We start from the raw sequence: 26786 nt of genomic DNA on the forward strand, positions 1-26786 counted from the left end.
GAAGGCCACATGATTGCCGCGTGTAACTCGACTGAAAGGCAGGCCTATGCAGCGGCTGTATCGGAAACGCATCGTTCTCGGCGTAGGCGGTGGCATCGCGGCCTACAAAAGCGCAGAGCTGGTCCGTCGGCTGAAAGACCACGGGGCCGAAGTGCGGGTCGTCATGACCAAAGGCGGCGCCGAGTTCATCACCCCGCTCACCATGCAGGCCCTGTCGGGTCATCCCGTCCATCTCGACTTGCTCGACCCTGCCGCCGAAGCGGCCATGGGGCACATCGATCTGGCGAAATGGGCCGACATGGTGCTGATCGCCCCCGCCACCGCCGACCTGATCGCGCGCTTGGCCCAAGGCATCGCCAATGACCTGCTGACCACCGTGGTGCTCGCCACCGACGCCATCGTCGCCGTCGCACCGGCCATGAATCAGGCCATGTGGCGCGACCCTTCCGTCCAGGCCAACCTGCAAACCCTCGAAAGCCGCGACTTCCGTACCTTCGGTCCTGCCAGTGGCAGCCAGGCCTGTGGCGACGTGGGTTATGGCCGGATGCTCGAACCCAACGATCTGGCGCAATCCGCTGCCGATTGCTTCCAGCGCCTGAGCCTGACCGGTAAACACGTGTTGATCACAGCCGGGCCGACTCAGGAAAACATCGACCCGGTGCGTTACATCACCAACCACAGCTCGGGAAAAATGGGCTTCGCGCTGGCGGAAGCTGCCGCCGAAGCGGGCGCTCGCGTCACGCTGATCACGGGCCCGGTCAACCTGCAGACCCCTGACCGGGTGTCGCGTATCGACGTCGTGAGCGCACGCGACATGCTGGCTGCGTGCGAGGCCGCAATGCCGTGCGATCTGTTCATCGCGTCTGCCGCTGTCGCGGATTACCGCCCGGAGGTCGTCGCGCCACAGAAATTGAAGAAAGACCCTACGACCGGTGATGGCCTTTTGCTGCAAATGGTCCGCAACCCGGATATTCTCGCCACCATCGCCCAGCGTCCGGATCGTCCATTCAGTGTCGGTTTCGCCGCCGAAACCGAACATCTGCTCGACTATGCTGCACGCAAGCTCAAGGACAAGAACCTCGACTTGATCATCGCCAACGACGTTGCCAATCCCAGCATTGGCTTCAACAGCGAAGAAAACGCGTGCAGCGTAATCGACCGAGCGCTGCAAGCAACGCTCTTCACCCAGACCAGCAAGGCCAAGATCGCCCGCCAGTTGGTCACTTTTATCGCCGAACGTTTGAACCAGGTTTAATCACGTATGCATGCTCTACAAGCCAAAATCCTCGACCCACGCATTGGCGGCGAATTCCCGCTTCCGGCCTACGCCACCACCGGTTCCGCCGGTCTGGACCTGCGCGCCATGCTCAAAGAGGAAACGGTACTGGAACCCGGTCAGACCCTGTTGATTCCTACCGGCCTGTCGATATACATCGCAGACCCTGCCCTTGCCGCGCTGATTCTGCCGCGCTCGGGCCTGGGCCATAAGCACGGGATTGTGCTGGGCAACCTTGTCGGCCTGATCGACTCCGATTATCAGGGCGAGTTGATGGTGTCCTGCTGGAACCGTGGCCAGACCGCTTTCAAGATTTCTGTGGGTGAGCGCATCGCCCAACTGGTGCTGGTGCCGGTCGTGCAGGCGCACTTCGAAATCGTTCAGGAGTTTGACGAAAGTCAGCGCGGCGCAGGCGGTTTCGGCCATTCGGGCAGCCACTGAACCGCGTAAAACCTCTTGGCACGGATGTCGCTAAACGCTTGAGTCGCCCCACGACCTACGTAAACAACCTCAGGCAGTCAGAGCAGGGAGAGTCCAGTTTGAAAGGCATCAAGCGCACAGCGAAGGCGGCTTCTCGCCCAGAAACGACTGATGCACCGGTCAAGGACTCGAACCTGAGCCTGGCAAGTCCAGGCCTTATCCCTGCGATCATTGGCTTGATCGCGGCTGGCATTCTCGTCTGGTTGGGCTTGCTCAGTCAGCCTCAGCAGAAAGATCAGCTCGCTCAAGCCTGGGGTACTGCGCAAGCTGGCGCCATAGGCAAGACACTGCGTCAGCTCAGCGCAGGTACGCAGGCCGCCGCGACGGATGCAGCGCTGGCTCAAGCGCTGCAAAGCAACGACCCGGTGCAGATCCAGAACGCACAAAACCGTTTGTTGTATCGCGACAGTGTGATTGGCGCACGCCTGAACCCATTGGGTTTCAACAGCGTCGACAATCAGGGCCCGTTGCCGATCAGCTTCGCCACGCTGGACATGCTCGCCCGGGCCAGCAAGGGTGAAACCCCTGCCCCCGAAGCCCGAAAAGTCGGCGACAGCTGGATGATCTACAGCGTCGCGCCGCTGCGGGCCTCAGCCGACACCCCTGTCACCGGGACGCTGCTGCTGGCGTTCAAACTTCAACGCGTGACCAATGCCTTGCCGGAAGCGCCACCGGAAGTCGGCCAGACTGTCCTCAGCCAGCAATTCGGCGACGCTACCGCTCAGAGCTTTTTGACACGCGGCCAGTCTGACGGTGGCCGTGGCACTGACTTTCCCACGGGTTACCCCAATTGGAAGCTGACGTTTACACCAGGGCCCGCGCTTAACTCGTCCCCACCGTCGCTGATGTTGCTTCTGGCAGCACTGGTGGCACTCGGCAGCATGCTGCTGGGCCTGTATCTGAACGAAAGCGCGCTGAAACGGCGTGTTGCCGCCGATGCCCGACAGTTGGAGCAACTGCTGCAAGAACTCTCGGGCGGGAAAGCCGTCAAAGCCTTCGGCCTGAGCATGCCGGCCCTGAACGGGTTGGCGCAGAGCCTGGCGAGGTTTTCGTTGCGCAATCAACCGACCCCGCCCGTCACGGCAGCCCACCCCGGCTCGCCCACTGCCACGTCAGGTTCGACGACCAGCAGGGCCGTGTTTGAAGCTCTCGATCCAGCAGAGACCGAGTTGACCGACCCACTGTTCCAGGACACTGACATTCTCGATCTCGACATGCTCGATGAATCTCAAGACTTTCAGAAGTCGGAGCAAGCCCACGTAATGAGCAGCACCGTATCCATCGCCCCCAGTTTTCCCGACTCGATCTTCCGCGCCTATGACATTCGCGGCATCGTCGGCGAAACCCTGAGCGGGGAAACCGCCTACTGGATTGGCCGTGCCATCGGCGCACAAACCCTGGCCCAAGGTGAACCCAACGTTTCTGTTGGCCGCGACGGCCGCTTGTCCGGCCCTGAACTCGTGGCCCATTTGATCAAGGGCCTGTACGACAGCGGCTGCCACGTCAGCGATGTCGGCCTCGTACCGACCCCTGCGTTGTATTACGCCGCCAACGTGCTGGACGGCCGCACGGGGGTGATGCTCACCGGCAGCCACAACCCCAAGGATTACAACGGCTTCAAAATCGTCATCGCAGGCGACACCCTCGCGAACGAGCAGATTCAGGCGCTGCACGATCGCATCAAACGTAACAACCTGCCGCCGGGCAAAGGCAGCGTGAGTAAAGTTGACATCCTCGACCTGTACGCTGGCCAGATCACCAGCGATGTCGTGCTTGCACGCCGCCTCAAAGTGGTGATCGATTGCGGCAACGGCGCAGCAGGCGTGATCGCCCCGAAACTGATCGCCGCATTGAATTGCGAAGTCATTCCGCTGTTCTGCGACGTGGACGGCAATTTCCCGAACCATCACCCTGACCCGGGCAAGCTGGAAAACCTGGAAGACCTGATTGCCAAGGTGAAAGAGACCGGCGCCGATCTGGGCCTGGCGTTCGACGGCGATGGTGATCGAGTAGGTGTCGTCACTAACGCAGGCAGCGTCGTATACCCTGATCGCCTGTTGATGCTGTTCGCCCGTGATGTGGTCAAGCGCAATCCGGGCGCGGATGTGATCTTTGACGTGAAGTGCACGCGCCGCCTCATCCCGTTGATTCAGGAATACGGCGGTCGCCCGGTGATGTGGAAGACGGGTCACTCGCTGATCAAGAAGAAGATGAAAGAAAGCGGCGCGCTGCTGGCTGGCGAAATGAGCGGCCACATTTTCTTCAAGGAACGCTGGTTTGGATTCGACGACGGCATTTACAGCGCTGCGCGCCTGCTGGAGATCCTCAGTCAGGAAAAACTCAGCGCAGAAGAACTGTTCCAGACGTTCCCGAACGATCTGTCGACCCCGGAAATCAACGTCAAGGTCACTGAAACCAGCAAATTCAGCATCATCAAGGCGCTGGAGCAGGACGCGCAATGGGGCAACGCCAACCTGACGAACATCGACGGCGTGCGTGTCGATTACCCGAAAGGCTGGGGCCTGGTGCGCGCTTCCAATACCACCCCCGTGTTGGTGTTGCGCTTCGAAGCCGAGACCGAGGACGAGTTGCAACGCATCAAGGACGTGTTCCGTACCCAGCTTAAAAACGTAGCACCGGACCTAGAACTTCCTTTTTGATCAACCTTTTTTGAGTGGAGCCCAAATGACCCTCGAACGCGATGCCGCAGCCAATGCCGCCAAAGTCCTTTCCGAAGCGTTGCCCTACATCCGACGTTTCGTCGGCAAGACGCTGGTGATCAAGTACGGCGGCAACGCCATGGAGAGCGAAGAGCTGAAAACCGGCTTCGCGCGCGACATCGTGCTGATGAAGGCAGTGGGCATCAACCCGGTCGTCGTTCACGGCGGCGGCCCGCAAATCGGCGACCTGCTCAAGCGCCTGTCCATCGAAAGCCACTTCATTGACGGCATGCGCGTCACCGATGCGCAGACCATGGACGTCGTGGAAATGGTGCTGGGCGGCCAGGTCAACAAGGACATCGTCAATCTGATCAACCGTCATGGCGGCAGCGCTATCGGCCTGACCGGTAAAGACGCGCAGCTGATCCGCGCAAAAAAAATGAACGTCACCCGTCAGACGCCGGAGATGACCAAGCCAGAAATCATCGACATCGGTCACGTGGGCGAAGTGGTGGGCATTAACACCGACCTGCTGAACATGCTGGTAAAGGGTGATTTCATTCCGGTGATCGCGCCGATTGGCGTGGGTGCGGACGGCGAGTCCTACAACATCAACGCCGACCTGGTCGCAGGCAAAGTCGCTGAAGCCCTCAAGGCCGAGAAGCTGATGCTGCTGACCAACATCGCCGGCTTGATGGACAAAGAAGGCAAGGTGCTGACGGGTCTGACCACCGAGCAAGTCAACGGCCTGATCGCCGACGGCACCATCTACGGCGGCATGTTGCCGAAAATCCGTTGCGCGCTGGAAGCCGTGCAGGGTGGCGTGACCACCTCGCACATCATCGACGGTCGCGTCCCGAATGCCGTGTTGCTGGAAATCTTCACTGACACCGGCGTGGGTACGCTGATCAGCAACCGCAAGCGTCACTGATTCCGCCAATGCAATGAACAAGGCCCCACCGGCGCAAACCGATGGGGCCTTTTCAGTGGGCGGAGCTTATTGTGAAAGCAACTGCTGCAACCGAGCGCGATCCTGCGCGAAACCCTTGTCGGCCTGCTGCTTGGCGCTCTGATAACGCTGAATCTCATCGTTGAGATGCTGTTGCTGATCGGTGGTGTCGTTCATCTGATCGATCAGGCTTTGAGACACCACGCGGCCAGCACGCTCCTGATCCGCTGCCTGACTCTGGAGCGACGCCTGTTGGCTTGCCAGCCCTTGAATATTGCTGCGGGCTACGGAGATGAGCGAATCCAGCTCGGCGAGCTTGCGCGCGCGGGCCCGATCAATATCGGTCACGCTGCTGTAGAGACGCGTCAACTGGGCATCCGCATCGGCTTGAGCCTTGGCGGCTTGCGCGGCAGCCTGGGCTTCTCGTGCCTGGTCGCCGGTGAGCGCGGGCGGAATGACTTGAATCACGCGACCGCGCATATTCAAGACTTCATAGCCCTTGCCCGCATATTCTGCGGGCACGCCTTGACGGTCGAGCACGGTCACACCGCGACTGTCGATGTACCGATAGAACACCATGCCGGAGGTGTCGTCGGCGTGAACGCTCGCGATACACCCCACTCCCAGCGACAAACAAAGTCCTACCGTGCCCAGCTTGAGCATAACAACGCGATCCCCTGACCCTTCAGATGCCGTACTGCGCCCGATACGCTTCCACGGCGGGCAAATGCTGCTTGAGCTGAGGATCGTCTGCCAGGAACTCAAGGACCTGATTCAACGAAACGATGCTCACGACCGGAATGCCGAAATCACGCTCGACTTCCTGAATGGCCGAAAGCTCGCCATTCCCACGCTCTTGGCGATTCAATGCAATCAACACGCCAGCGGCGGTCGCGCCCTGAGCCTGAATGATCTGCATGACTTCACGAATCGCAGTGCCTGCAGTGATCACGTCGTCGATGATCAAGACGTTGCCGGTCAACGGTGCACCGACCAGCGTGCCGCCCTCGCCGTGAGCCTTGGCTTCCTTGCGGTTGAAACACCACGGCAGGTCAAGGTTGTGACGATCGGCCAATGCCACGGCCGTCGCAGCCGCCAAAGGAATACCCTTATACGCAGGCCCGAACAGGACATCGAAGGAAATACCGCTCTCTACAACAGCCGCCGCATAGAACTTACCCAGTTGGGCAAGTGCCGAGCCGCTGTTGAAAAGACCGGCGTTGAAGAAGTAAGGACTGGTGCGCCCCGACTTCAAAGTGAACTCACCGAAGCGCAAAACCCCGCGATCGATGGCAAAACGAATGAATTCGCGCTGATACGCCTGCATGAAAAAAGCCCCGAATACCACGGATTTAGCTAATTAGGTAGAGCTCGGGTATCATACACGCACGTGATTTTTGGGGCCATTTATGCGGATCATCAGTGTGAACGTTAATGGTATTCAGGCTGCAGTCGAGCGCGGGTTGCTCAGTTGGCTGCAAGCCCAGAATGCCGACGTCATCTGCCTTCAGGACACCCGTGCCTCCGCCTTTGAAATGGATGATCCAGCCTTCCAACTGGATGGCTACTTCCTGTATGCCCGCGATGCCGAAGTTCCCGCCCAAGGTGGCGTGGCACTTTACTCGCGACTGCAACCAAAGGCGGTGATCTACGGTCTTGGCTTTGAAACAGCCGATCGTTATGGGCGTTACCTGCAAGCAGATTTCGATAAGGTCAGTATCGCAACTTTGCTGCTCCCGTCCGGGATGAACGGCGATGACGACTTGAACCAGAAGTTCAAGCTCATGGACGATTTCGGCAAGTATCTGGACAAGCAGCGTCGTAAACGTCGTGAGTACATTTACTGTGGCTCGCTCTACGTTGCGCAGCAGAAACTGGACATCAAGAACTGGCGCGACAGCCAGCAATCTCCGGGTTTCCTGGCACCGGAGCGTGCGTGGATGGACGAGATCGTTGGCAACATGGGCTATGTCGATGCCTTGCGCGAAGTCAGCCGTGAGAGCGATCAGTACAGCTGGTGGCCCGATAACGAGCAGGCCGAGATGCTGAATCTGGGATGGCGGTTCGACTACCAACTACTGACCCCGGGCTTGCGCCGTTTCGTACGCAGCGCACGCCTGCCACGCCAGCCGCGCTTCTCGCAGCACGCACCGCTGATCGTGGACTACGACTGGACGCTGACCATCTGACGTCCAGTTGCTCAAAAAAAAGCCGACGTGAAGTCGGCTTTTGTTTGTCTGGCAGTTGGCACGCCCCTACAGACGTAGCAAAGCCCCTGTGGGAGCGAATTCATTCGCGAGAGGTCGGTACATCCGACGCATTACCTTCGACCGTACCATCGTCTCGCGAATGAATTCGCTCCCACAGAGTTGCCCAGCGCTGGCAGATATTACTTGATCAACCGCCAGGTGAACGGATACCGGTAGGCAACCCCGTCATTTGCCTTGATGCCCGCAATGATCGTCAGCACCAGTGCGCCAATTCCCACCAGCATCAACAGCGGAAAGCCGATGACGATCACCATCAACAGAAAGCAGACCATCGCCGCAATGGCGACGGTGATCTGAAAATTCAGTGCTTCCTTGCCCTGGCTGTCGATGTACGGATCGGTTTCTTTCTTCAATTGCCAGACGATCAGCGGCCCCAGCAAATTGCCGAAGGGAAAGATCAACCCGAAAAACGCCGCGAAGTGGCACAGCATTGCCCACTGACGGACTTCCTTGCTCGGTGCGGATAACGGCGTCTGATCAATCATCATGCTTTCCCTGTTCTGACGGTTGTGAAGCGAGCTGTGAATAAAACTGCGCGTGTAGCGATCAGTCCGCCAATGCGGCTTTTTGCAATTCGAAGATTTCGTTCATGCCCTTCTGCGCCAAGGCCAGCATGGCGTTCAGGTCTTCAGGCTGGAACGGCGCGCCTTCGGCAGTGCCCTGAACCTCGATGAAACCGCCTGCGCTGGTCATGACGACGTTCAGGTCGGTTTCGGCAGCGGAGTCTTCCAGGTAGTCCAGATCCAAAACGGGCTCACCCTGGTACATGCCAACGGAAACGGCAGCGATCATCTGCTTAAGCGGGTCGCCGCCCTTGAGACCACCGCGCTTCTTGATGGTTTTCAGTGCATCGACCAGCGCCACCATGGCACCCGTGATGGAAGCCGTGCGAGTGCCGCCGTCGGCCTGAATCACGTCGCAGTCCACGTACAAAGTAATGTCACCCAGCTTGGACATGTCCAGCGCGGCGCGCAGAGAACGGCCGATCAGCCGCTGGATTTCCAGCGTACGTCCGCCTTGTTTGCCCTTGCTCGCTTCGCGCTGGTTACGCTCGCCGGTCGAGCGCGGCAGCATGCCGTACTCGGCGGTCAGCCAGCCTTGGCCCTGGCCTTTGAGAAAACGCGGGACGCCGTTTTCGACGCTGACGGTGCAGATCACCTTGGTGTCGCCGAACTCGACCAGCACAGAACCCTCGGCGTGCTTGGTGTAGTTGCGGGTGATGCGGATCGAGCGGAGCTGATCGGCAACGCGACCACTTGGACGTTTCATCTGGGATACCTGTGCTGAGACGGAAAACTGACGTGCATTATAGAGGCGCACGCCCTGCCTTGGGACAACTTGTAACGCTTCAATGATGATTGGCGCACGCCCAAGGTTACAGAAAGGCGCTGTAAGGCAGCGAAACAGCGACATTCTTTCACGGCTGCGACAATGCCACATTTGGGCGCGCCCCCTGCTCTGAGCTACAATCTTGCGCCTTTATAGCCTGCCGTTTCTTCACGGCAACTTCGGGCGGCACATCGCCCCGTACGCCTGACTTTTTAGAGGTATTTTCCCATGGTGCACAGCATGACGGCTTTCGCCCGTGCCGAACGAGCCGGCACCCAAGGCACGCTGAGCTGGGAATTGCGCTCGGTCAATCATCGTTATCTCGAACCCCATCTGCGCCTGCCGGAATCCTTTCGCGATCTGGAAGGGGCCGTGCGTGAAGCGCTCCGCCAAGGGCTGTCTCGCGGCAAGATCGAATGCACCTTGCGCTTTACCGAAGAAACGACCGGCAAGCCGCTGCAAGTGAACCGCGAGCGCGCCAGTCAACTGGTGGCTGCCGCTGAAACCGTCGCCAGCCTGATCAAACAGCCCGCAGCGCTGAACCCGCTGGAAGTCCTGGCATGGCCCGGCGTGCTGGTGGCCGACGCAGCTGACCCACAGGCGCTCAACAACGACGCATTGGCCCTGTTCAATGAAGCGCTGGACGAACTGAAAGCAGGCCGCGCTCGCGAAGGCGCCGATCTGGCCAAACTTCTCGACGAACGGCTGACATCGATCAAGACCGAAGTCGCTACCCTGCGCACCCTCGTGCCCCAGATGCTCGCCACCCAACGCCAGAAAGTGCTTGATCGCTTCGCCGACATGAAGGCCGAGCTCGATCCGCAGCGTCTGGAACAGGAGATGGTGCTGCTCGCGCAGAAGAGCGACGTCGCCGAAGAGCTCGACCGCCTGAGCACCCACGTCACCGAGGTGCGTCGTGTGCTCAAGGCCGGCGGACAGGCGGGGCGCCGCCTGGACTTTCTGATGCAGGAACTCAACCGCGAAGCCAACACACTGGGCTCCAAAGCCTTCGACCCTCGCAGCACACAAGCCGCGGTCAACCTGAAGGTGTTGATCGAGCAGATGCGCGAACAAGTGCAGAACATTGAGTAAGGCCAACCACGACATGACCCACAGCACCGGCACTCTCTACATCGTTTCCGCCCCTTCGGGCGCGGGCAAGACCAGCCTGGTCAAAGCCCTGATCGATGCGCAGCCACAGATCCGCGTCTCCGTTTCCCACACCACGCGGGCCATGCGTCCGGGTGAGGTGGACGGCGTGAATTACCACTTCGTCGACCGCGCCGAGTTCGTGCGGATGATCGAGCACGGTGATTTTCTCGAACAGGCGGAAGTGTTCGGCAACCTCTACGGCACCTCGCAAAGCCGTCTCCAGCAGACACTGGACGAAGGCCATGACCTGATTCTGGAAATCGACTGGCAGGGCGCCGAGCAAGTGCGCAAGCTGTTGCCCCACGCCCGCTCGATCTTCATTCTGCCGCCGACCCAACAGGCGCTGCGTCAGCGTCTGACCAACCGCGGCCAAGACAGTGACGACATCATCGAAGGCCGCATGCGTGAAGCGGTCAGCGAGATGAGCCACTACGTCGAGTACGACTACATCGTCATCAACGACGATTTCGCGACCGCGCTGGAAGACTTGAAAGCCATCTTCCGCGCCAACCTGCTGAGCAATGAGCATCAACAACAGCGTCATGCCGGGCTGTTGTCACAGTTGCTCGCATAATCACACCACTGCCCGCGTGGTGACACCGCGAACCTGTAGGAGTGAGCTTGCTCGCGATGCGTCAGATCAGGCACTGCATTCGCCTGATGGATAGCTATCGCGAGCAAGCTCACTCCTACAGGGGCCGTGTGAAACACATCGAAAAAGCGCCAAAACCGACCGCTCGTGGCGTGCCGCTTGAAGCTTGTGGCCGTCCACTTGTAAACTACCGAGTCCGCTCGCCCATCCGGGCACCGCGCATACGCATTTGCTACGAGGAATACCCATGGCCCGCGTGACCGTTGAAGACTGCCTGGAACATGTAGATAACCGCTTTGAGCTGGTCATGCTCGCCACCAAACGTTCGCGTCAACTGGCGACCGGCGGCAAAGAGCCAAAGCTGGCCTGGGAAAACGACAAGCCTACCGTTGTTGCCCTGCGCGAAATCGCAGCGGGCCTGATGGATTACGCTGTTATTGCAGAAGCCGAAATCGTTGAAGATGAACCACTGTTCGCTGCGTTCGAGGACGAGTCCAACGAGGCCGTCTAAGCCTATGCCCGGTCGACGTAGCAACGCGCAGGGTCACCCGCTTCGGCAAGGAGTTCTCCCTTGCCGAGCATAGATGCCCTCGCCGATCGCCTCTCGACCTACCTCGGCGCCGACCAGGTCAATCTGGTTCGCCGAGCGTATTTCTACGCCGAACAAGCCCACGATGGCCAACGCCGTCGAAGCGGCGAAGCCTACGTCACGCACCCGCTGGCGGTGGCCAATATCCTTGCCGACATGCACATGGACCATCAGAGCCTGATGGCTGCGATGCTGCATGACGTGATCGAAGACACCGGTATCGCCAAGGAAGCGCTCTGTGCGCAGTTCGGCGAAACCGTGGCCGAACTGGTCGATGGCGTCAGCAAACTGACCCAGATGAACTTCGAGACCAAGGCCGAAGCGCAAGCCGAAAACTTCCAGAAGATGGCCATGGCCATGGCCCGCGACATTCGCGTGATCCTGGTCAAGCTCGCCGATCGCCTGCACAACATGCGCACCCTGGAAGTGCTGTCTGGCGAAAAACGCCGACGCATCGCTAAAGAAACCCTCGAAATCTACGCCCCCATCGCCAACCGCCTGGGCATGCACAGCGTGCGGATCGAATTCGAAGACCTGGGTTTCAAAGCCATGTACCCCATGCGCTCGTCGCGCATCGGTCAAGCCGTCAAACGTGCGCGCGGCAACCGCAAGGAACTGGTCAACAAGATCGAAGAGTCGCTGAGCCACTGCCTGGCAGTGGACGGCATCGAAGGCGAAGTCAGTGGACGGCAGAAGCACCTCTACGGCATCTACAAGAAGATGCGCGGCAAGCGTCGGGCCTTCAACGAAATCATGGACGTTTACGCGTTCCGGATCATCGTAGACAAAGTAGACACCTGCTACCGCGTGCTAGGCGCTGTACATAATTTGTACAAACCGCTGCCCGGTCGCTTCAAGGACTACATTGCAATTCCCAAAGCCAACGGCTATCAGTCGTTGCACACCACGTTGTTTGGCATGCATGGCGTGCCCATCGAAATCCAGATCCGCACCCGCGAGATGGAAGAGATGGCCAACAACGGCATCGCCGCGCACTGGTTGTACAAATCGTCGGGCGACGAGCAGCCGAAAGGCACCCATGCTCGCGCACGTCAGTGGGTCAAGGGCGTGCTGGAAATGCAGCAACGCGCCGGCAACTCGCTGGAATTCATCGAGAGCGTGAAAATCGACCTGTTCCCGGACGAGGTCTACGTCTTCACCCCGAAAGGCCGGATCATGGAGCTGCCCAAAGGCTCCACGGCGGTCGACTTCGCTTACGCGGTACACACTGACGTCGGTAACAGCTGCATTGCCTGTCGGATCAACCGTCGTCTGGCGCCACTGTCCGAACCGTTGCAAAGCGGCTCGACCGTCGAGATTGTCAGCGCTCCGGGCGCACGTCCGAACCCGGCCTGGCTCAACTTCGTGGTCACCGGCAAGGCGCGCACGCACATCCGACACGCCCTCAAACTGCAACGCCGCTCCGAGTCCATCAGCCTGGGCGAGCGCCTGCTGAACAAGGTGCTGAACGGCTTCGACAGCACGCTGGACAAGATTCCGAACGAGCGCCTGCAACTGATCCTAGCCGAATACCGGGTAGAGGTCATTGAAGACCTCCTCGAAGACATCGGCCTGGGCAACCGCATGGCTTATGTCGTCGCTCGCCGCCTGCTGGCCAGCGAAGGCGAAGAGCTGCCGAGCGCCGAAGGGCCGCTGGCAATTCGCGGCACCGAAGGCCTCGTGCTCAGCTACGCCAAATGCTGTACGCCAATTCCGGGCGACCCGATCGTGGGCCACTTGTCGGCGGGCAAAGGCATGGTCGTGCACCTGGACAACTGCCGCAACATCAGTGAAATCCGCCACAACCCGGAAAAATGCATCCAGCTGTCCTGGGCCAAGGACGTCACCGGCGAATTCAATGTCGAGCTGCGGGTCGAGCTGGAGCATCAGCGCGGGCTCATTGCCCTGCTGGCGAGCAGCGTCAACGCGGCCGATGGCAACATCGAGAAAATCAGCATGGACGAACGCGATGGTCGTATCAGCGTGGTCCAACTGGTGGTCAGCGTGCACGACCGCGTGCATCTGGCCCGAGTGATCAAGAAACTGCGCGCCCTTACTGGCGTGATCCGCATCACCCGCATGCGCGCGTAGCCAACCGCCAACAGGAGTTTTTCATGAGCAAGACCGTTATCTCCAGCGACAAAGCCCCTGCCGCCATCGGCACGTATTCTCAGGCGATCAAAGCTGGCAATACCGTCTACATGTCCGGCCAGATTCCTCTGGACCCGAAAACCATGGAACTGGTCGAAGGCTTCGAAGCCCAGACCGTTCAGGTGTTCGAAAACCTGAAGGCCGTGGCTGAAGCGGCAGGCGGTTCGTTCAAGGACATCGTCAAGCTGAACATCTTCCTGACCGACCTGAGCCACTTCGCCAAGGTCAACGAAATCATGGGCAAATACTTCGAACAGCCTTACCCGGCCCGTGCTGCCATCGGCGTTGCCGCGCTGCCACGTGGCGCCCAGGTCGAAATGGACGCTGTGCTGGTCATCGAGTAAATCCCTCGCGGAGCGCCTACACGCTCCGCCACCCTCTCAGAGCAACGGAAGGACTCCGCCATGCGTATGCGCGTCGCGTTCGCTTTCTCGCTGCTGGCCGCAATGCTGACCGGTTGCGCCAGCCACTCCAACAAGACGCCCGAGGGTGTCTGGATCAACCAGGCGGCCATCGATGCTGCAGCCGAAGGTGGCAATCTGCGCCAGTCGTTGTTGGCTTACGGGCCGACGCTGGAGTGGAATATCAACACGGCAGCGGGTCAGGCGACGTCTTATAACGGCTTTGAGCTGACCGAGGGCAAGATTGCCAAGGACCCGAAAGGCGACTGGAAGGTCAACGTCTACGGCAGCGCCTCCGACGATTTGAAGCTCAAAGGTGATGAGCTGGTGCAGGCTGCCAGTGACACCGGCCCCGAGCAGCACTTTCGCACTCCCAAGGAAGCCGCTCCAGCAGGCGCCCAGCCAGGAACCAGCTTTGAACGTGCGCTCTACACCGCTTATCTGGGCGGCAAGTGGACCATCGTCAACGGCGACGGCCAGGGCAGCGTCGTCGAATTCGAACCCGATGGCAGCGTGAGCGGATTGCCGGGCAATGACCGTTATGCGCTGTGTCTGGCAGGCGACTGCGCGGCCATGAGTGGCGAATACGACAGCATGTGGCTGGAGAAAAACGAGCGCGGCAACCCGTGGGTGTTCGTCCGCCAAGGCAAACAGCTGGAAATCTTTCAGGCGGTGAACAATGCCCAGGCGACCGAAATGCCGGACCTTCGTCCGGGCGAGCGGCACTGGGTGCTGGAGAAGAACTAGCCTCAATCGCCTACCAGGCTGTGTCCGTCGCTAGAGCGAACCCACCTGTAGGAGCGAATTCATTCGCGAAAATCTCCCAGCCGATAGAGATGTATCGTCTGGGTCGATCATTCGCGAATAAATTCGCTCCTACAGGCTGAGTTCACGTTGGCTGTTACGAGGCTTCCCCCGCCAACAGCGCCTCATACCCCTCTTTATAACTCGCGTACTGCGGCACCCAGCCCAGCGCTCTTGCCCTGGCGTTGCTGCAACGTTTGCTGCCCGTGCGGCGGACGGTGTTTTCGTCCGACCACTGCGTAACGCCCAGCCGCTCACGCATCCAGTCCACCACCTCCGCCAACGGCGCGGGGGCATCGTCGACACCGATGTAGCAGTCCTCCAGCACCCTCCCGTCAGCATCGGCCTGGAGCAGAAACGCCAACAGATTTGCCGCATCATCGGCGTGAATTCGGTTGCCATACAAAGGCGGCTCGACAGCCACGCTGTAGCCTTGACGTACCCGGTTCATCAAATCACTGCGACCCGGCCCGTAAATGCCGGTGAGACGGACGACACTCGCAGGCCAGCCGCTGGTGAGCGCTACCTGTTCGGCCTCGCGCATGATCTGTCCGGAAAATCCTGAAGCCTCGGCTGGAGAGGTTTCGTCAATCCATTCTCCATGCTGCTGCCCATACACACTGCTGCTTGATACGAACAGCACCCGCCGTGGTTTCTGCCCGCTGCGCGCGATCCAGCCCAGCACGTTGCGCAATCCCTGCACGTACGCCGCCCGGTAACCCGCTTCATCCCGCTCCGTGGGAGTTGCGCAATACACCAGATAATCGATTCGCCCTTCAGGCCATTGCTCCGGAATCCGCGCATCGAACAGATCACCACTGACGCCCCGCACGCCTTGCGGCAATTTCGCCACGTTCCTGCGCAGTCCATACACCGACCATCTCTGTTGCAGCAACCGGGAGGCCAGACGCCCTCCGATGTCGCCACATCCGGCAATCAAAACGGATGGCGTTGCCATGACAATCTCCACATCAAAAATAGGTTTGAGCCCATGATTCCGGGCCTAAAAGCGACCACCGGGACGCGTTCGTGTTAAAAAAAGATACTCTATTACTTTTGTTAACAAGAATTACTTGCAATAATACCGGCCCTTTGTTCTCCTCCGCTCGCCTCGCGCCAGCGTGACGCACTTAGAACGAAACACCTTTTCAATATCAGGTCGGGCCAGCATGACACGCACTCAATCCCCCGCTTCCCCCACTATGTCTTCAGGTCTGCCACGCGCAGTTCGTGCACTCGCAGCGGTGTTGTTCAGCCTGATGCTGACACCCATCGCCTTCGCCGACTCCAATGCCCCCGCGCAAACGCCTGCCGTGCAATCGGCCGCGCCAACCGCCACCCCAGTGGACACCTCGGCAGCGCCTGCCGTTCAAGACCCTGCCGCACCGACCGAGTCGCTTGAAGCCGCTGCACAAGACAACAGCCTGGGTATGTCCCATGACCTGTCGCCGTGGGGCATGTACAAAAACGCCGACATCGTCGTCAAAGCCGTGATGATCGGCCTGGCCATCGCCTCGATCATCACGTGGACCATCTGGATCGCCAAAGGCTTCGAACTGCTGGGCGCCAAGCGTCGCCTCAAGGGCGAAATCGCCGCCCTCAAACGCGCGCGTACTCTGGACGAAGCCAGCGCCGGTGCCAAGAAGCAAGGCACGCTCGCCAATCTTCTGGTTCATGACGCCCTCGAAGAAATGCACCTGTCGGTGAACAGCCGCGAACGCGAGGGCATCAAGGAACGCGTCAGCTTCCGTCTGGAGCGTCTGGTTGCCGCGTGCGGTCGCAACATGAGCATGGGCACCGGCGTACTCGCCACCATCGGTTCCACCGCGCCGTTCGTGGGCCTGTTCGGCACCGTGTGGGGCATCATGAACAGCTTCATCGGCATCGCCAAGACTCAGACCACCAACCTCGCCGTCGTAGCGCCAGGTATCGCCGAAGCCCTGCTCGCTACGGCACTGGGTCTGGTCGCCGCGATTCCGGCGGTGGTGATCTACAACGTCTTCGCCCGCTCCATCGCAGGCTATAAGGCGCAAGTGTCCGATGCCTCGGCACAGGTTCTGTTGCTCGTCAGCCGCGATCTGGATCACCAGCCCGCCGTTGAACGTGCCCAACAGCCGCACATGGTAAAAATGGGGTAAACCATGGGCCTGCATCTTAACGAAGGTGGCGACGACCTCGCCGAGAACCACGAAATCAACGTGACGCCGTTCATCGACGTCATGCTGGTGCTGCTGATCATCTTCATGGTGGCGGCGCCTCTGGCCACGGTCGACATCAAGGTCGACCTGCCCGCCTCCACGGCGAAACCCGCGCCCCGACCCGAGAAGCCTGTCTTCCTGAGCGTCAAGGCCGACCAGAGCCTGTACCTGGGCGACGAAAAGGTCGTCCGCGAGCAGATCGGTCAGGTGCTGGACGCCAAGACAAAGGGCAAGAAGGACACGACGATCTTCTTCCAGGCCGACAAAGGCGTGGATTACGGCGATCTGATGGAGGTGATGAACCTCCTGCGCGGGTCCGGTTACCTGAAAGTCGGCCTGGTGGGTCTTGAGACGGTTGGTAAGAAATGATCAATACGCGCCAAAAACTGACGCGCTATAGCGGTAGTCTGTTGTTGGTGCTGGCGGTCCACGCCGTGGCGATTCTCGTCGCCCTGCGGTGGTCCTCTCCGCAGGCCGTCGAACTGCCACCGGCCGCGATGATGATCGAGCTGGCGCCTGTTCCCGAGCCAGCACCGCCGCCACCGCCGAAAGTCGTTCAACCGCCGCAGCCCCCTGCGCCTGAAGAGCAACTGCCGATTCCGCCTATCGCCGAAGCGCCAAAACCCGAAATCGCGATTCCGAAACCGGTCAAGCCGAAGCCCAAGCCTCAGCCGCCGAAGCCGGTGAAGAAAGTCGAGCCGCCGAAGGAAGAGAAGCCTGCCGATGAAAAACCGGTAGACACTCAGCCGTCCAACGCCAAGCCGGAAAAATCCGCGGCACCCGAACAGGCCCCGCCTGCGCCGCCGAGTACCGCATTGCCAAGCTGGCAGGGCGACTTGCTGCGTCACCTGAGCAAATTCAAGAAGTACCCGGAAGACGCGCGCCGTCGCGGCATGCAAGGCATCAACCGTCTGCGCTTCGTCGTCGATGGTGAAGGTCGCGTGCTGTCGTACGAAATCGCGGGGGGGTCGGGCAGTGCGGCACTGGATCGGGCGACGCTGGAAATGATCCGTCGCGCTCAGCCGCTGCCCAAGCCGCCACCGGAATTGCTCAACAATGGCACGCTCGAAGTCGTTGCGCCGTTCGTTTACTCGTTGGATAAACGCTGAAACGACGTTTTTACAAAGACAGAGTGCCTGATAACGTGCGTCTATCGATTGCACCCGCTATGCTGGGGCCGCAACTTCATGGACGCACGCTATGACCCTCACAGAATTGCGCTATATCGTTACCCTCGCTCAAGAGCAGCATTTCGGCCACGCGGCCGAGCGCTGCCATGTCAGCCAGCCGACGCTGTCGGTGGGCGTGAAGAAGCTGGAAGATGAACTCGGTGTGCTGATTTTCGAGCGCAGCAAGAGTGCGGTACGTCTTACGCCGGTTGGCGAGGGCATCGTGGCTCAGGCACAGAAGGTGCTCGAACAAGCTCAAGGCATCCGTGAACTCGCCCAGACCGGCAAGAACCAACTGACCGCCCCGCTCAAAGTCGGCGCGATCTACACCGTCGGGCCTTACCTGTTCCCTCATCTGATTCCGCAACTGCATCGCGTCGCCCCGCAAATGCCGTTGTACATCGAAGAGAACTTCACTCACGTGCTGCGCGACAAGCTGCGCAACGGCGAACTCGACGCGATCATCATCGCTCTGCCGTTCAACGAAGCCGACGTGCTGACCATGTCGCTGTACGACGAGCCGTTCTACGTGCTGATGCCAGCCGACCACGCGTGGACCCAGAAAGCCACCATCGACGCTTCGGCGCTGAACGATAAGAGCCTGCTGCTGTTGGGCGAAGGCCACTGCTTCCGCGATCAGGTCCTCGAAGCCTGCCCGACGCTGGTCAAGGGCGGCGACAGTGCCAAGCACACCACGGTCGAATCCAGTTCGCTGGAAACCATCCGTCATATGGTTGCGTCGGGGCTTGGGGTATCGATTCTGCCGATGTCCGCTGTGGACAGTCACCACTACGCGCCTGGCGTGATCGAGGTCCGTCCGCTGTCGCCACCTGTGCCGTTCCGCACAGTGGCCATCGCCTGGCGTGCCAGTTTCCCACGGCCTAAAGCCATCGAAATCCTGGCTGACTCGATCCGCCTGTGCTCGGTTGCGCGCCCTAAAGCCCAGGCCGAAGCGAGCTAAGTGGCGGTATGACTGAGCTGTCCCACGTCTCGGTCACGGCGCTCAAGGGCGTCGGCGAGGCCATGGCCGAAAAGCTGGCGAGGGTCGGCCTGGAAAACATTCAAGACGTCCTGTTTCACTTGCCCCTGCGCTATCAGGATCGCACCCGTGTCGTGCCCATCGGCGCGTTGCGGCCGGGGCAGGACGCGGTGATCGAAGGGGTGGTCAGCGGCGCTGACGTGGTGATGGGCAAGCGTCGCAGCCTGTTGGTGCGACTGGGTGATGGCACAGGTGTGTTGAGCCTGCGCTTCTATCACTTCAGCAACGCGCAGAAAGACGGCCTCAAGCGTGGCACCCACGTGCGCTGCTACGGCGAAGCAAGGCCCGGGGCGTCGGGGCTGGAAATCTATCACCCGGAATACCGCGCCATCACCGGTGAAGAGCACGTCGCCGTGGAGCAGACGCTCACGCCGATTTATCCCCTGACCGAAGGCCTCACACAGCAGCGATTGCGCCAGTTGTGCCAGCAAAGCCTCGGCATGCTCGGCCCGAAAAGCCTGCCTGACTGGCTCCCCGACGAGCTGGCGCGGGACTACCAACTCGCCCCGCTGTCGGACGCCATACATTATCTGCACCACCCACCGGCAGACGCCGATGTCGAAGAACTCGCACTCGGCCATCACTGGGCCCAGCACCGGTTGGCCTTCGAAGAACTGCTGACGCACCAATTGTCCCAGCAACGCCTGCGTGAAAGCCTGCGCTCCCAGCGCGCGCCCGCCCTGCCCCTGGCTAAAAAGCTACCGAAGCAGTTTCTGGCGAACCTCGGCTTTCCACCGACGGGGGCCCAGCAGCGGGTCGGCAAGGAAATCGCCTACGACCTCAGTCAACAGGAACCCATGCTGCGGCTGATTCAGGGCGATGTGGGCGCGGGCAAGACCGTTGTCGCGGCCCTCGCTGCGTTGCAGGCCCTGGAAGCGGGTTATCAAGTCGCACTGATGGCGCCGACCGAGATTCTCGCCGAGCAGCACTTCATCAATTTCACCCGCTGGCTCGAACCCTTGGGCATTGAAACCGCGTGGCTGGCAGGCAAGCTCAAAGGCAAGGCCCGGGCCGCGTCACTCGAACAGATCGCCAACGGGGCGCCCATGGTGGTCGGCACCCATGCGTTGTTTCAGGACGAAGTGCAGTTCAAGAACCTGGCTCTGGTGATCATCGACGAGCAACACCGTTTTGGTGTGCAACAACGTCTGGCCCTGCGCAAGAAAGGCGTCGGCGGTCGGATGTGCCCGCATCAGCTGATCATGACGGCGACACCCATCCCGCGTACGCTGGCGATGAGCGCTTACGCGGATCTCGACACGTCGATCCTCGATGAGCTGCCACCTGGTCGGACGCCAGTCAACACCGTGCTGGTGGCTGACAGCCGCCGGATCGAAGTCGTCGAACGTGTTCGAAACGCCTGCGCCGAAGGACGCCAGGCTTATTGGGTGTGCACGCTGATCGAAGAGTCTGAAGAGCTGACCTGCCAAGCCGCCGAGACCACGTTCGAAGAACTGACCAGTGCCCTCGGCGAACTCAAGGTGGGGCTGATCCACGGTCGCATGAAGCCGGTCGAGAAAGCCGCCGTCATGGCGGAATTCAAACAAGGCAATCTACAGTTGCTGGTCGCCACCACTGTGATCGAGGTCGGTGTGGACGTGCCCAACGCCAGCCTGATGATCATCGAAAACCCCGAGCGACTGGGCCTGGCGCAATTGCACCAATTGCGCGGACGAGTGGGACGCGGCAGTGCAGCCAGCCATTGCGTGCTGTTGTACCATCCACCTCTGTCGCAGATCGGCAAACAGCGATTGGGGATCATGCGCGAGACCAACGACGGTTTCGTGATTGCGGAAAAAGACCTCGAACTACGCGGCCCGGGCGAGATGCTCGGTACGCGACAAACAGGCCTGCTGCAATTCAAGGTCGCCGACCTGATGCGAGATGCTGACCTGCTGCCGGCAGTCCGAGACGCTGCCCAGGCATTGCTCGAACGCTGGCCAGCACACGTGAGTCCGTTGCTGGAACGCTGGTTGCGCCACGGCCAGCAATACGGGCAAGTGTGAAGTGGTCGGCAATCGGAACGTGTCTCACCTATAGAACAACCAAGCTGGTTATACTTCAGCAATTGTAGGAATCTGGATACAGGCCATGACAGAAGTTGCCCAAATCGACGCAACCCAACACGCCCCGTCTGTCATTCGACAGTTGCTTGGCAAAGCTGCCATCAGCTTCCGCGAAGTCATGGACGACGACACACTTCCCACTGCGCAAAAGGTGCAGGCCATCTTGGCCCATGACACTGTCGGCGCGCTGCTGGTCCTGTTTCCGCAAAACCAACTGCTGGACCTGAATCGCATTACCGAGTTGACCGGCCGCAAACTGACAGCGGTTTCGCAGGATCATCTGGACCAGATGCTCAGCAAGAACAACCTGCGCAGCCTGCCTGCCCTTCCCGCCTTGACCAGCTCACCGTGCCTGTACGACGAACGCCTCCTGCTGGAGCCGACCGTACTGATCGAGTCTGGCGAGCCGGGTTTGTTGCTGGAAATCAGCAGCGATGACTTCAAGACTCTCCTGAGCAAGGCCAGCGCCGCCACGTTCGGCCACCTGGTCTCGACCGTCACGCCGAACCTCAAGCGCCCGGACGACGATCGCGAGGAAATCACCAAAGCCGTGCAGAACTTCACTGCGCGCCGCATCCAGCAGCGCTTGGAAGCGACCGTGGAAATCCCGCCGCTGGCCGACACCGCGCAGAAGATCATCAAGCTGCGGGTCGACCCGGATGCCACGATTGACGACATCACCGGCGTCGTCGAAACAGACCCGGCGCTGGCCGCCCAGGTGGTGAGCTGGGCCGCGTCGCCCTATTACGGCTCGGCAGGCAAGATTCGCTCGGTTGAAGATGCCATTGTTCGCGTGCTCGGTTTCGATCTGGTGATCAACCTGGCCTTGGGCCTGGCGCTGGGCAAAACCCTGGAATTGCCGAAGGATCATCCGCAGCACGCGACGCCTTACTGGCAGCAGTCGATCTACACCGCGGCGGTCATCGAGGGCCTCACCCGTGCGATGCCGCGCGCAGAGCGTCCAGAAAGCGGCCTGACCTACCTGGCGGGCTTGCTGCATAATTTCGGTTACCTACTGCTGGCCCACGTGTTCCCGCCACACTTTTCGCTGATTTGCCGCCAGATCGAGGTCAACCCGCACCTGCACCACAGTTTCGTGGAACAGCACTTGCTGGGCATTACCCGCGAACAGATCGGTGCGTGGCTGATGCGTAATTGGGACATGCCGGATGAACTGGCAACGGCCCTGCGCTTCCAGCACGACCCGCATTACGACGGTGAACACCACAAGTATGCCAACCTGGTATGTCTGGCGGTGCGCTTGCTGCGCAAGGAAGGCATCGGTTCTGGCCCGATGGAAAGCATTCCGGATGAGCTGTTCGAGCGTCTGCAATTGCCGCGCGAAAAAGCTGAAGACGTGGTGCAGAAAGTGCTGGAAGCCGAAGTGCTGCTGCGCGAGTTGGCGTCGCAGTTTCATTGAGCCGAATACTTGCTGCGCCCTACATACTGTAGGAGCGCGGCTTGTCCCGCGATCTGTCGGGCACCGACAGTAAAACCGGCAGACTCTGACTGCCTGAGAGACCGCATCAGCTGATATCACGGCGACTGCGTCACCGATCGCGGGACAAGCCACTCTCCTACAGAATTACGCCTTCTTCTTCCTCGGCTTCAAATACTTCGTCAGGCCCTGAAACCACATCACCAATCCGGTGTTGCCGGTGACCTGAATGTTCTTGTCCTGAATCCCCTGCATGAACGCCAACTGCTTGTTCTTCGCCTGCATCGTGGCGAAACCGTAGGCGGCATCCCTGAACGAAATCGCAAAAGCGGGCGCGGCCACCGCGCCACTCTGGCTGCTGACGCGCTGATCGCGCACCACAAAATGCCGTGCAACCTTGCCATCCTGCGTCTGCAACTGAAACGTCAGGTCTTTGCCCGCCAGTTGTTGCTGAAAAGCCGGGTTAGTGCGACTGGCGCGCGCCATCAACAGGCCCAGCATCCAAAGAAGAAAGCGAAACTTCATGTTCAAGGCCTCTACCGACACGTGCGAATACAGCGTTGAGCGCCAGTGTAGCGAGCTTGAAGACGAGGTGAACGAACAGAACCTGCTGGTCGCAAAATGGCGGGATAGACAGCGCTCCGTATATCGCGGGCAATAAAAATGGGCATCCCGCTTTTGCAGGTATGCCCATTGGCTGCCGTTCGCCTTCCGCAAGGCGTCCAGCGATTTATTACGGGTTAACAGTGTCTTTCAGAAGCTTGCCTGGCTTGAACGCTACGGTGTTGCTGGCTTTGATTTTCACCGGCTCGCCCGTCTGCGGGTTTTTACCCGTGCGTGCGCCACGATGGCGTTGCAGGAAAGTGCCGAAGCCCACGAGGGTGACGCTGTCCTTTTTGTGCAAGGCGTTGGTGATTTCATCCAGGACGGCATTGAGGACGCGATTGGCTTGTTCTTTGGTGAGATCTGCTTTTTCAGCAATAGCAGCTGCGAGTTCTGGTTTACGCATATGAAGCCTCTTTTACGGTTTTTTGTTTTTATGTCCCGTGCGGCCCTGGCGGGCAGCGAGCAGGTGCCGCGACGGCTCTACGTAGCGGCAGACCGGAATGAGGATGGCATGCTGCAGAATCCCGCGCCAGTGCAGGAGCGACGTTTGTAGCAACAAAAACGTGCCTTATCCGACAGAACGACAAGTATTTACGCCAAGAGTGGCGGGAGTGCCTTGTTGAGCGCCAGTTTGTCCAACACCGCCGCCCCGGTGAGCGCGTAGCCCAGCAGGTTGCCGCTCGCGTCGTGGCACAGCGCCTTGATGTCAGCGCCTTGCCCTTCGACGCTCCAGACACCTTCCAGGCCTTTAGGAACCGGTGAAACCACCAACGGGCATACAGGGGTTTTAACGGTCACGGGCATCGGGCCGTACTTCACGGCAGTCGGCGTCCCGGCGAGGGTTTGTGCCAACGCACGGGCGCAACTCATCAGCGGCATCACGTACAGCAAGTTGAGGCCATCGACTTCGGCGCAATCGCCCAACGCATAGATATTGGCGTGAGAAGTTTTAAGGTGACGATCGACCACCACGCCGCGGCCGATCTCAAGACCCGCTGCCGCCGCGAGATCGACACGCGGGCGCAACCCAATGGCCGAGACCACCAGATCGCACTGCAACACTTCGCCATCGGACAGGTGCGCTTCGAGGCCGTCTTCAGTCCGGGCCAGGCGACTCAGTACAGGCCCCAAATGGAAACGCGCACCGAGACTTTCCAACCCTGCCTGCACGGCAGCCGCAGCCGCTGGATGCAGCAAGGTCGGCATGACTTGCTCGCACGGCGCGACCAAGTCGACCTCGTAACCGCCAAGAATCAGATCATTGGCGAACTCGCAGCCAATCAGGCCAACGCCCAAAATCAGCACGCGACGCTTGCCCGACGCGGCTGCACGAAAACGCGCGTAGTCTTCCAGATCGTTGATCGGGAAGATCACATCGCTCGCGTCACCTTCGACTGGCACGCGCACGGTTTCCGCGCCCCACGCCAGGATCAGGTCGCGGTAGTGAACCGACTCTTCGCCGATCCACAGGCGTTTGTGGCCAGGGTCGATGCCGCTGACGTGGGTGTGGGTGCGCACTTCGGCCTTCAACTGCTCGGCCATCGCGCCGGGTTCGGCCATGCTCAGGCCGTCGGCTTCCTTGTTTTTGCCAAAGCCGGTGGAAAGCATGGGCTTGGAATAGGAACGACCGTCATCGGCGGTGATCAGCAACAGCGGGGTTTCGCCATCGAGCTTGCGAAATTCGCGGGCGAGGTTATAGCCCGCCAGGCCAGTTCCGATGATCACCACAGGCGCGTTCATTCACTTCTCCACAGTCAGTCAGAAAACAAAAATCAGGCGATTTCGATCATCTCGAAATCCATCTTGCCGACGCCACAATCAGGGCACAGCCAGTCTTCCGGCACGTCTTCCCAGCGGGTACCGGGTGCAATGCCGTCATCGGGCCAACCGTCGGCTTCGTTGTAAATCAGGCCACAGACAATGCATTGCCACTTTTTCATCAGTCGGTTCTCTCGGTTCTCAGGCTGGACGGGCCCAGACGTTTGGCGGTCGTCGCACTTTTTCGAATGGGTCAGGGCGTTTTACTGATCGGAGGGCGATGACGCAAGTTTCATCGACGCTTATGGCCCGCTCCGGTCGTCGGCCAGCATCGTCAATCATGCTAAGCTCGCCGCCTCGATTGCTGCCAATATCTGCTCACTGTGATCCAGCAAAATCCTGCATGCCCTTCCCCTCACTGGCTGACGCGCGATCAACTGATCGAAGCGCCTGACACCGTCGTCCTCGAATGGCTGTTCCACGAAGACTCCCTGACCCGCCGCCTGACCCGGCTCTCTCACGATGGCTTTAGCGTCATGCCCTTGTTCGAGGGCTGGCAACGTCTGCGTGCCGACGAATGCGCGGCGTTGGACTTGGCCGATGGCAGCGAAGGCTGGGTGCGCGAGGTGTACCTGCTGGGCCATGGCGAAAAATGGGTGTTCGCCCGGAGCGTGGCCGGTCGTGCCGCGCTGGAGCGGGACGGTCTGCACATGGACGAACTCGGCACGCGATCGTTGGGCGAGTTGCTGTTCAGCGACCGCGCGTTCGCACGCGGTCCGTTGCAAATCTGCCAATACCCCGCGCTGTGGCTGCCCAACGCCGATGTCGCGCCCGGTCTCTGGGGGCGACGCTCCTGCTTCAGCCGCGGCCCGTTAAGCATTCTGGTGGCTGAAGTGTTTTTGCCGACGGTCTGGCACGCCATCCATCACATTGCCGATTCCCATCAGGAGCGCCGCTGATGTACCTGTCGCTGCTCAAAGCCCTCTCCCGTCTGCACCCTCGCGCTTGGGACTTCATTCAACTGATGCGCATCGAGAAGCCGATCGGCATTTACCTGCTGCTGTGGCCGACGCTGTGGGCGTTGTGGATCGCGGGCAAAGGCTCGCCGTCGCTGGGTAATGTGCTGATTTTCGTAATCGGCGTGTTCCTGATGCGCGCCGCAGGCTGCGTGATCAATGACTTCGCGGACCGCAAGGTCGATGGACACGTCAAACGCACCGAGCAACGCCCGCTGGTGAGTGGCAAAGTCACGTCGAAGGAAGCGCTGGCGCTGTTCGCGATTCTGGTGGCGCTGAGCTTTGGTCTTGTCTTGCTGACCAACGCCACCACGATCTGGCTGTCGTTCGGCGGCCTGGCGCTGGCGGCGACCTACCCATTCATGAAGCGCTACACCTATTACCCGCAAGTGGTGCTGGGCGCTGCGTTCTCGTGGGGCATGCCGATGGCGTTCACGGCGCAGACCGGCGATCTGCCCGCTGCGGCGTGGCTGCTGTACATCGCTAACCTGCTGTGGACCGTGGGCTACGACACCTATTACGCGATGACCGACCGCGAAGACGACTTGAAGATTGGCGTGAAATCCACGGCGGTGCTGTTCGGCGACGCGGACCGGGTGATCATCCTGACGCTGCAGGGCCTGGCGCTGTTCTGCCTGATGCTGGCCGGATCACGCTTCGAGCTGGGGCTGTACTTTTTCCTCGGCCTGCTCGTAGCCGCCGGGTGTTTCGCCTGGGAGTTCTGGTCGACGCGGGACAAAGATCCGCAAGCCTGTTTCAAAGCCTTTCTGCATAACCACTGGGCGGGGCTGGCGATCTTCGTCGGAATTGTCGTGGACTACGCGCTGCGCTGACCCGTTGCGG

Annotated in this window: 28 protein-coding genes; 19 read left to right on the forward strand and 9 right to left on the reverse strand. The window is 60.2% G+C overall.

From position 1 onward, the window contains the following. Nucleotides 1–46: 46 nt before the first annotated feature. The 4 genes from coaBC (at nucleotide 47) to argB (ending at nucleotide 5347) form a co-directional block, all read left to right on the forward strand. On the forward strand, nucleotides 47–1255 hold the full coding sequence (gene coaBC / locus AAEO81_RS00125; protein ID WP_341960905.1) for a bifunctional phosphopantothenoylcysteine decarboxylase/phosphopantothenate--cysteine ligase CoaBC: 1209 nt from the start codon (nucleotides 47–49) through the stop codon (nucleotides 1253–1255). Nucleotides 1256–1261: 6 nt separating this feature from the next. Beyond that, nucleotides 1262–1717, forward strand: a complete 456-nt coding sequence (dut, locus tag AAEO81_RS00130) for a dUTP diphosphatase (protein ID WP_166594044.1) — start codon at nucleotides 1262–1264, stop codon at nucleotides 1715–1717. Nucleotides 1718–3018: 1301 nt separating this feature from the next. Next, a complete protein-coding gene (locus AAEO81_RS00135) occupies nucleotides 3019–4416 on the forward strand; it encodes a phosphomannomutase/phosphoglucomutase (protein WP_341964655.1) in 1398 nt (465 codons plus the stop codon). Between the two features lie 25 nt (nucleotides 4417–4441). Next, complete coding sequence (gene argB / locus AAEO81_RS00140) at nucleotides 4442–5347, forward strand: acetylglutamate kinase (protein ID WP_062379782.1); 906 nt, start codon at nucleotides 4442–4444, stop codon at nucleotides 5345–5347. A gap of 66 nt (nucleotides 5348–5413) precedes the next feature. Here argB and AAEO81_RS00145 read toward each other — a convergent pair whose 3' ends face one another. Together AAEO81_RS00145 and pyrE are read right to left on the reverse strand one after the other, a co-directional pair. Beyond that, nucleotides 5414–5944 (reverse strand): DUF4124 domain-containing protein, encoded by a 531-nt coding sequence (locus AAEO81_RS00145; protein ID WP_341964656.1) that lies wholly within the window; start codon nucleotides 5942–5944, stop codon nucleotides 5414–5416. 106 nt (nucleotides 5945–6050) lie between these two features. Beyond that, a complete protein-coding gene (gene pyrE, locus AAEO81_RS00150; protein ID WP_341960906.1) occupies nucleotides 6051–6692 on the reverse strand; it encodes an orotate phosphoribosyltransferase in 642 nt (213 codons plus the stop codon). 82 nt (nucleotides 6693–6774) lie between these two features. On the opposite strand from pyrE, the gene AAEO81_RS00155 reads away from it, so the two are divergent. Beyond that, nucleotides 6775–7554 (forward strand): exodeoxyribonuclease III, encoded by a 780-nt coding sequence (locus tag AAEO81_RS00155; RefSeq protein ID WP_166594041.1) that lies wholly within the window; start codon nucleotides 6775–6777, stop codon nucleotides 7552–7554. 200 nt (nucleotides 7555–7754) lie between these two features. Here AAEO81_RS00155 and AAEO81_RS00160 read toward each other — a convergent pair whose 3' ends face one another. Both AAEO81_RS00160 and rph read right to left on the reverse strand, forming a co-directional pair. After that, nucleotides 7755–8123 carry a DUF4870 domain-containing protein gene (locus AAEO81_RS00160; RefSeq protein WP_166594040.1) on the reverse strand — a complete coding sequence of 123 codons (369 nt, stop codon included), beginning with the start codon at nucleotides 8121–8123 and terminating at the stop codon, nucleotides 7755–7757. Nucleotides 8124–8181: 58 nt separating this feature from the next. Beyond that, nucleotides 8182–8904, reverse strand: a complete 723-nt coding sequence (gene rph / locus AAEO81_RS00165) for a ribonuclease PH (RefSeq protein WP_296184638.1) — start codon at nucleotides 8902–8904, stop codon at nucleotides 8182–8184. Nucleotides 8905–9192: 288 nt separating this feature from the next. On the opposite strand from rph, the gene AAEO81_RS00170 reads away from it, so the two are divergent. From AAEO81_RS00170 to AAEO81_RS00195, 6 genes are all read left to right on the forward strand, one after another. Continuing rightward, nucleotides 9193–10056: a YicC/YloC family endoribonuclease gene (locus AAEO81_RS00170; protein ID WP_341960907.1), complete on the forward strand. Its 864-nt coding sequence runs from the start codon at nucleotides 9193–9195 to the stop codon at nucleotides 10054–10056. Between the two features lie 13 nt (nucleotides 10057–10069). After that, the gene (gene gmk, locus AAEO81_RS00175; RefSeq protein WP_341964657.1) at nucleotides 10070–10690 is read left to right on the forward strand and encodes a guanylate kinase; all 621 of its coding nucleotides are present in this window, start codon (nucleotides 10070–10072) and stop codon (nucleotides 10688–10690) included. 265 nt (nucleotides 10691–10955) lie between these two features. Then, complete coding sequence (gene rpoZ, locus AAEO81_RS00180; protein WP_004887180.1) at nucleotides 10956–11219, forward strand: DNA-directed RNA polymerase subunit omega; 264 nt, start codon at nucleotides 10956–10958, stop codon at nucleotides 11217–11219. 60 nt (nucleotides 11220–11279) lie between these two features. Further along, nucleotides 11280–13388: a bifunctional GTP diphosphokinase/guanosine-3',5'-bis pyrophosphate 3'-pyrophosphohydrolase gene (gene spoT / locus AAEO81_RS00185; RefSeq protein WP_341960908.1), complete on the forward strand. Its 2109-nt coding sequence runs from the start codon at nucleotides 11280–11282 to the stop codon at nucleotides 13386–13388. Between the two features lie 23 nt (nucleotides 13389–13411). After that, nucleotides 13412–13792, forward strand: a complete 381-nt coding sequence (locus tag AAEO81_RS00190; RefSeq protein ID WP_166594036.1) for a RidA family protein — start codon at nucleotides 13412–13414, stop codon at nucleotides 13790–13792. A 66-nt stretch (nucleotides 13793–13858) separates the two neighbouring features. After that, nucleotides 13859–14596, forward strand: a complete 738-nt coding sequence (locus AAEO81_RS00195) for a hypothetical protein (RefSeq protein WP_341964658.1) — start codon at nucleotides 13859–13861, stop codon at nucleotides 14594–14596. Between the two features lie 154 nt (nucleotides 14597–14750). Here the strand turns inward: AAEO81_RS00195 and AAEO81_RS00200 are convergent, their stop codons facing one another. Continuing rightward, a complete protein-coding gene (locus AAEO81_RS00200) occupies nucleotides 14751–15611 on the reverse strand; it encodes an SDR family oxidoreductase (RefSeq protein ID WP_341960909.1) in 861 nt (286 codons plus the stop codon). Nucleotides 15612–15822: 211 nt separating this feature from the next. On the opposite strand from AAEO81_RS00200, the gene exbB reads away from it, so the two are divergent. The 6 genes from exbB to AAEO81_RS00230 all read left to right on the forward strand — a co-directional run bounded on the left by exbB (nucleotide 15823) and on the right by AAEO81_RS00230 (nucleotide 22545). Further along, nucleotides 15823–16791 (forward strand): tonB-system energizer ExbB, encoded by a 969-nt coding sequence (gene exbB, locus AAEO81_RS00205; protein WP_166594034.1) that lies wholly within the window; start codon nucleotides 15823–15825, stop codon nucleotides 16789–16791. 3 nt (nucleotides 16792–16794) lie between these two features. Continuing rightward, nucleotides 16795–17220, forward strand: coding sequence for a TonB system transport protein ExbD (exbD, locus tag AAEO81_RS00210; protein ID WP_341960912.1), 426 nt, complete (start codon nucleotides 16795–16797; stop codon nucleotides 17218–17220). Further along, on the forward strand, nucleotides 17217–17960 hold the full coding sequence (locus AAEO81_RS00215; protein WP_166594032.1) for an energy transducer TonB: 744 nt from the start codon (nucleotides 17217–17219) through the stop codon (nucleotides 17958–17960). Before exbD ends, AAEO81_RS00215 begins: the two co-directional genes overlap by 4 nt. A 91-nt stretch (nucleotides 17961–18051) precedes the next feature. Further along, nucleotides 18052–18981, forward strand: a complete 930-nt coding sequence (locus AAEO81_RS00220) for a hydrogen peroxide-inducible genes activator (protein ID WP_166594031.1) — start codon at nucleotides 18052–18054, stop codon at nucleotides 18979–18981. A gap of 8 nt (nucleotides 18982–18989) precedes the next feature. Continuing rightward, on the forward strand, nucleotides 18990–21065 hold the full coding sequence (gene recG / locus AAEO81_RS00225; RefSeq protein WP_341960913.1) for an ATP-dependent DNA helicase RecG: 2076 nt from the start codon (nucleotides 18990–18992) through the stop codon (nucleotides 21063–21065). 85 nt (nucleotides 21066–21150) lie between these two features. Next, the gene (locus AAEO81_RS00230; protein ID WP_341960914.1) at nucleotides 21151–22545 is read left to right on the forward strand and encodes an HDOD domain-containing protein; all 1395 of its coding nucleotides are present in this window, start codon (nucleotides 21151–21153) and stop codon (nucleotides 22543–22545) included. A gap of 165 nt (nucleotides 22546–22710) precedes the next feature. Here the strand turns inward: AAEO81_RS00230 and AAEO81_RS00235 are convergent, their stop codons facing one another. The 4 genes from AAEO81_RS00235 to AAEO81_RS00250 all read right to left on the reverse strand — a co-directional run bounded on the left by AAEO81_RS00235 (nucleotide 22711) and on the right by AAEO81_RS00250 (nucleotide 25109). After that, nucleotides 22711–23088: a helicase gene (locus tag AAEO81_RS00235; RefSeq protein ID WP_341960915.1), complete on the reverse strand. Its 378-nt coding sequence runs from the start codon at nucleotides 23086–23088 to the stop codon at nucleotides 22711–22713. Between the two features lie 208 nt (nucleotides 23089–23296). After that, nucleotides 23297–23572: an HU family DNA-binding protein gene (locus AAEO81_RS00240; protein ID WP_166594027.1), complete on the reverse strand. Its 276-nt coding sequence runs from the start codon at nucleotides 23570–23572 to the stop codon at nucleotides 23297–23299. A gap of 188 nt (nucleotides 23573–23760) precedes the next feature. Continuing rightward, a complete protein-coding gene (locus tag AAEO81_RS00245; RefSeq protein ID WP_341960917.1) occupies nucleotides 23761–24909 on the reverse strand; it encodes an FAD-dependent oxidoreductase in 1149 nt (382 codons plus the stop codon). Nucleotides 24910–24941: 32 nt separating this feature from the next. Next, nucleotides 24942–25109: a rubredoxin gene (locus AAEO81_RS00250; protein WP_108236219.1), complete on the reverse strand. Its 168-nt coding sequence runs from the start codon at nucleotides 25107–25109 to the stop codon at nucleotides 24942–24944. Nucleotides 25110–25310: 201 nt separating this feature from the next. Here AAEO81_RS00250 and AAEO81_RS00255 point away from each other — a divergent pair, with 201 nt between their 5' ends. Together AAEO81_RS00255 and ubiA are read left to right on the forward strand one after the other, a co-directional pair. Then, a complete protein-coding gene (locus AAEO81_RS00255) occupies nucleotides 25311–25886 on the forward strand; it encodes a chorismate lyase (protein ID WP_341960918.1) in 576 nt (191 codons plus the stop codon). Further along, nucleotides 25886–26776 carry a 4-hydroxybenzoate octaprenyltransferase gene (gene ubiA, locus AAEO81_RS00260; protein ID WP_341960919.1) on the forward strand — a complete coding sequence of 297 codons (891 nt, stop codon included), beginning with the start codon at nucleotides 25886–25888 and terminating at the stop codon, nucleotides 26774–26776. Before AAEO81_RS00255 ends, ubiA begins: the two co-directional genes overlap by 1 nt. Nucleotides 26777–26786 lie beyond the last annotated feature (10 nt).

Source organism: Pseudomonas sp. RC10, from assembly GCF_038397775.1.
Lineage (GTDB): Bacteria > Pseudomonadota > Gammaproteobacteria > Pseudomonadales > Pseudomonadaceae > Aquipseudomonas > Aquipseudomonas bambusae.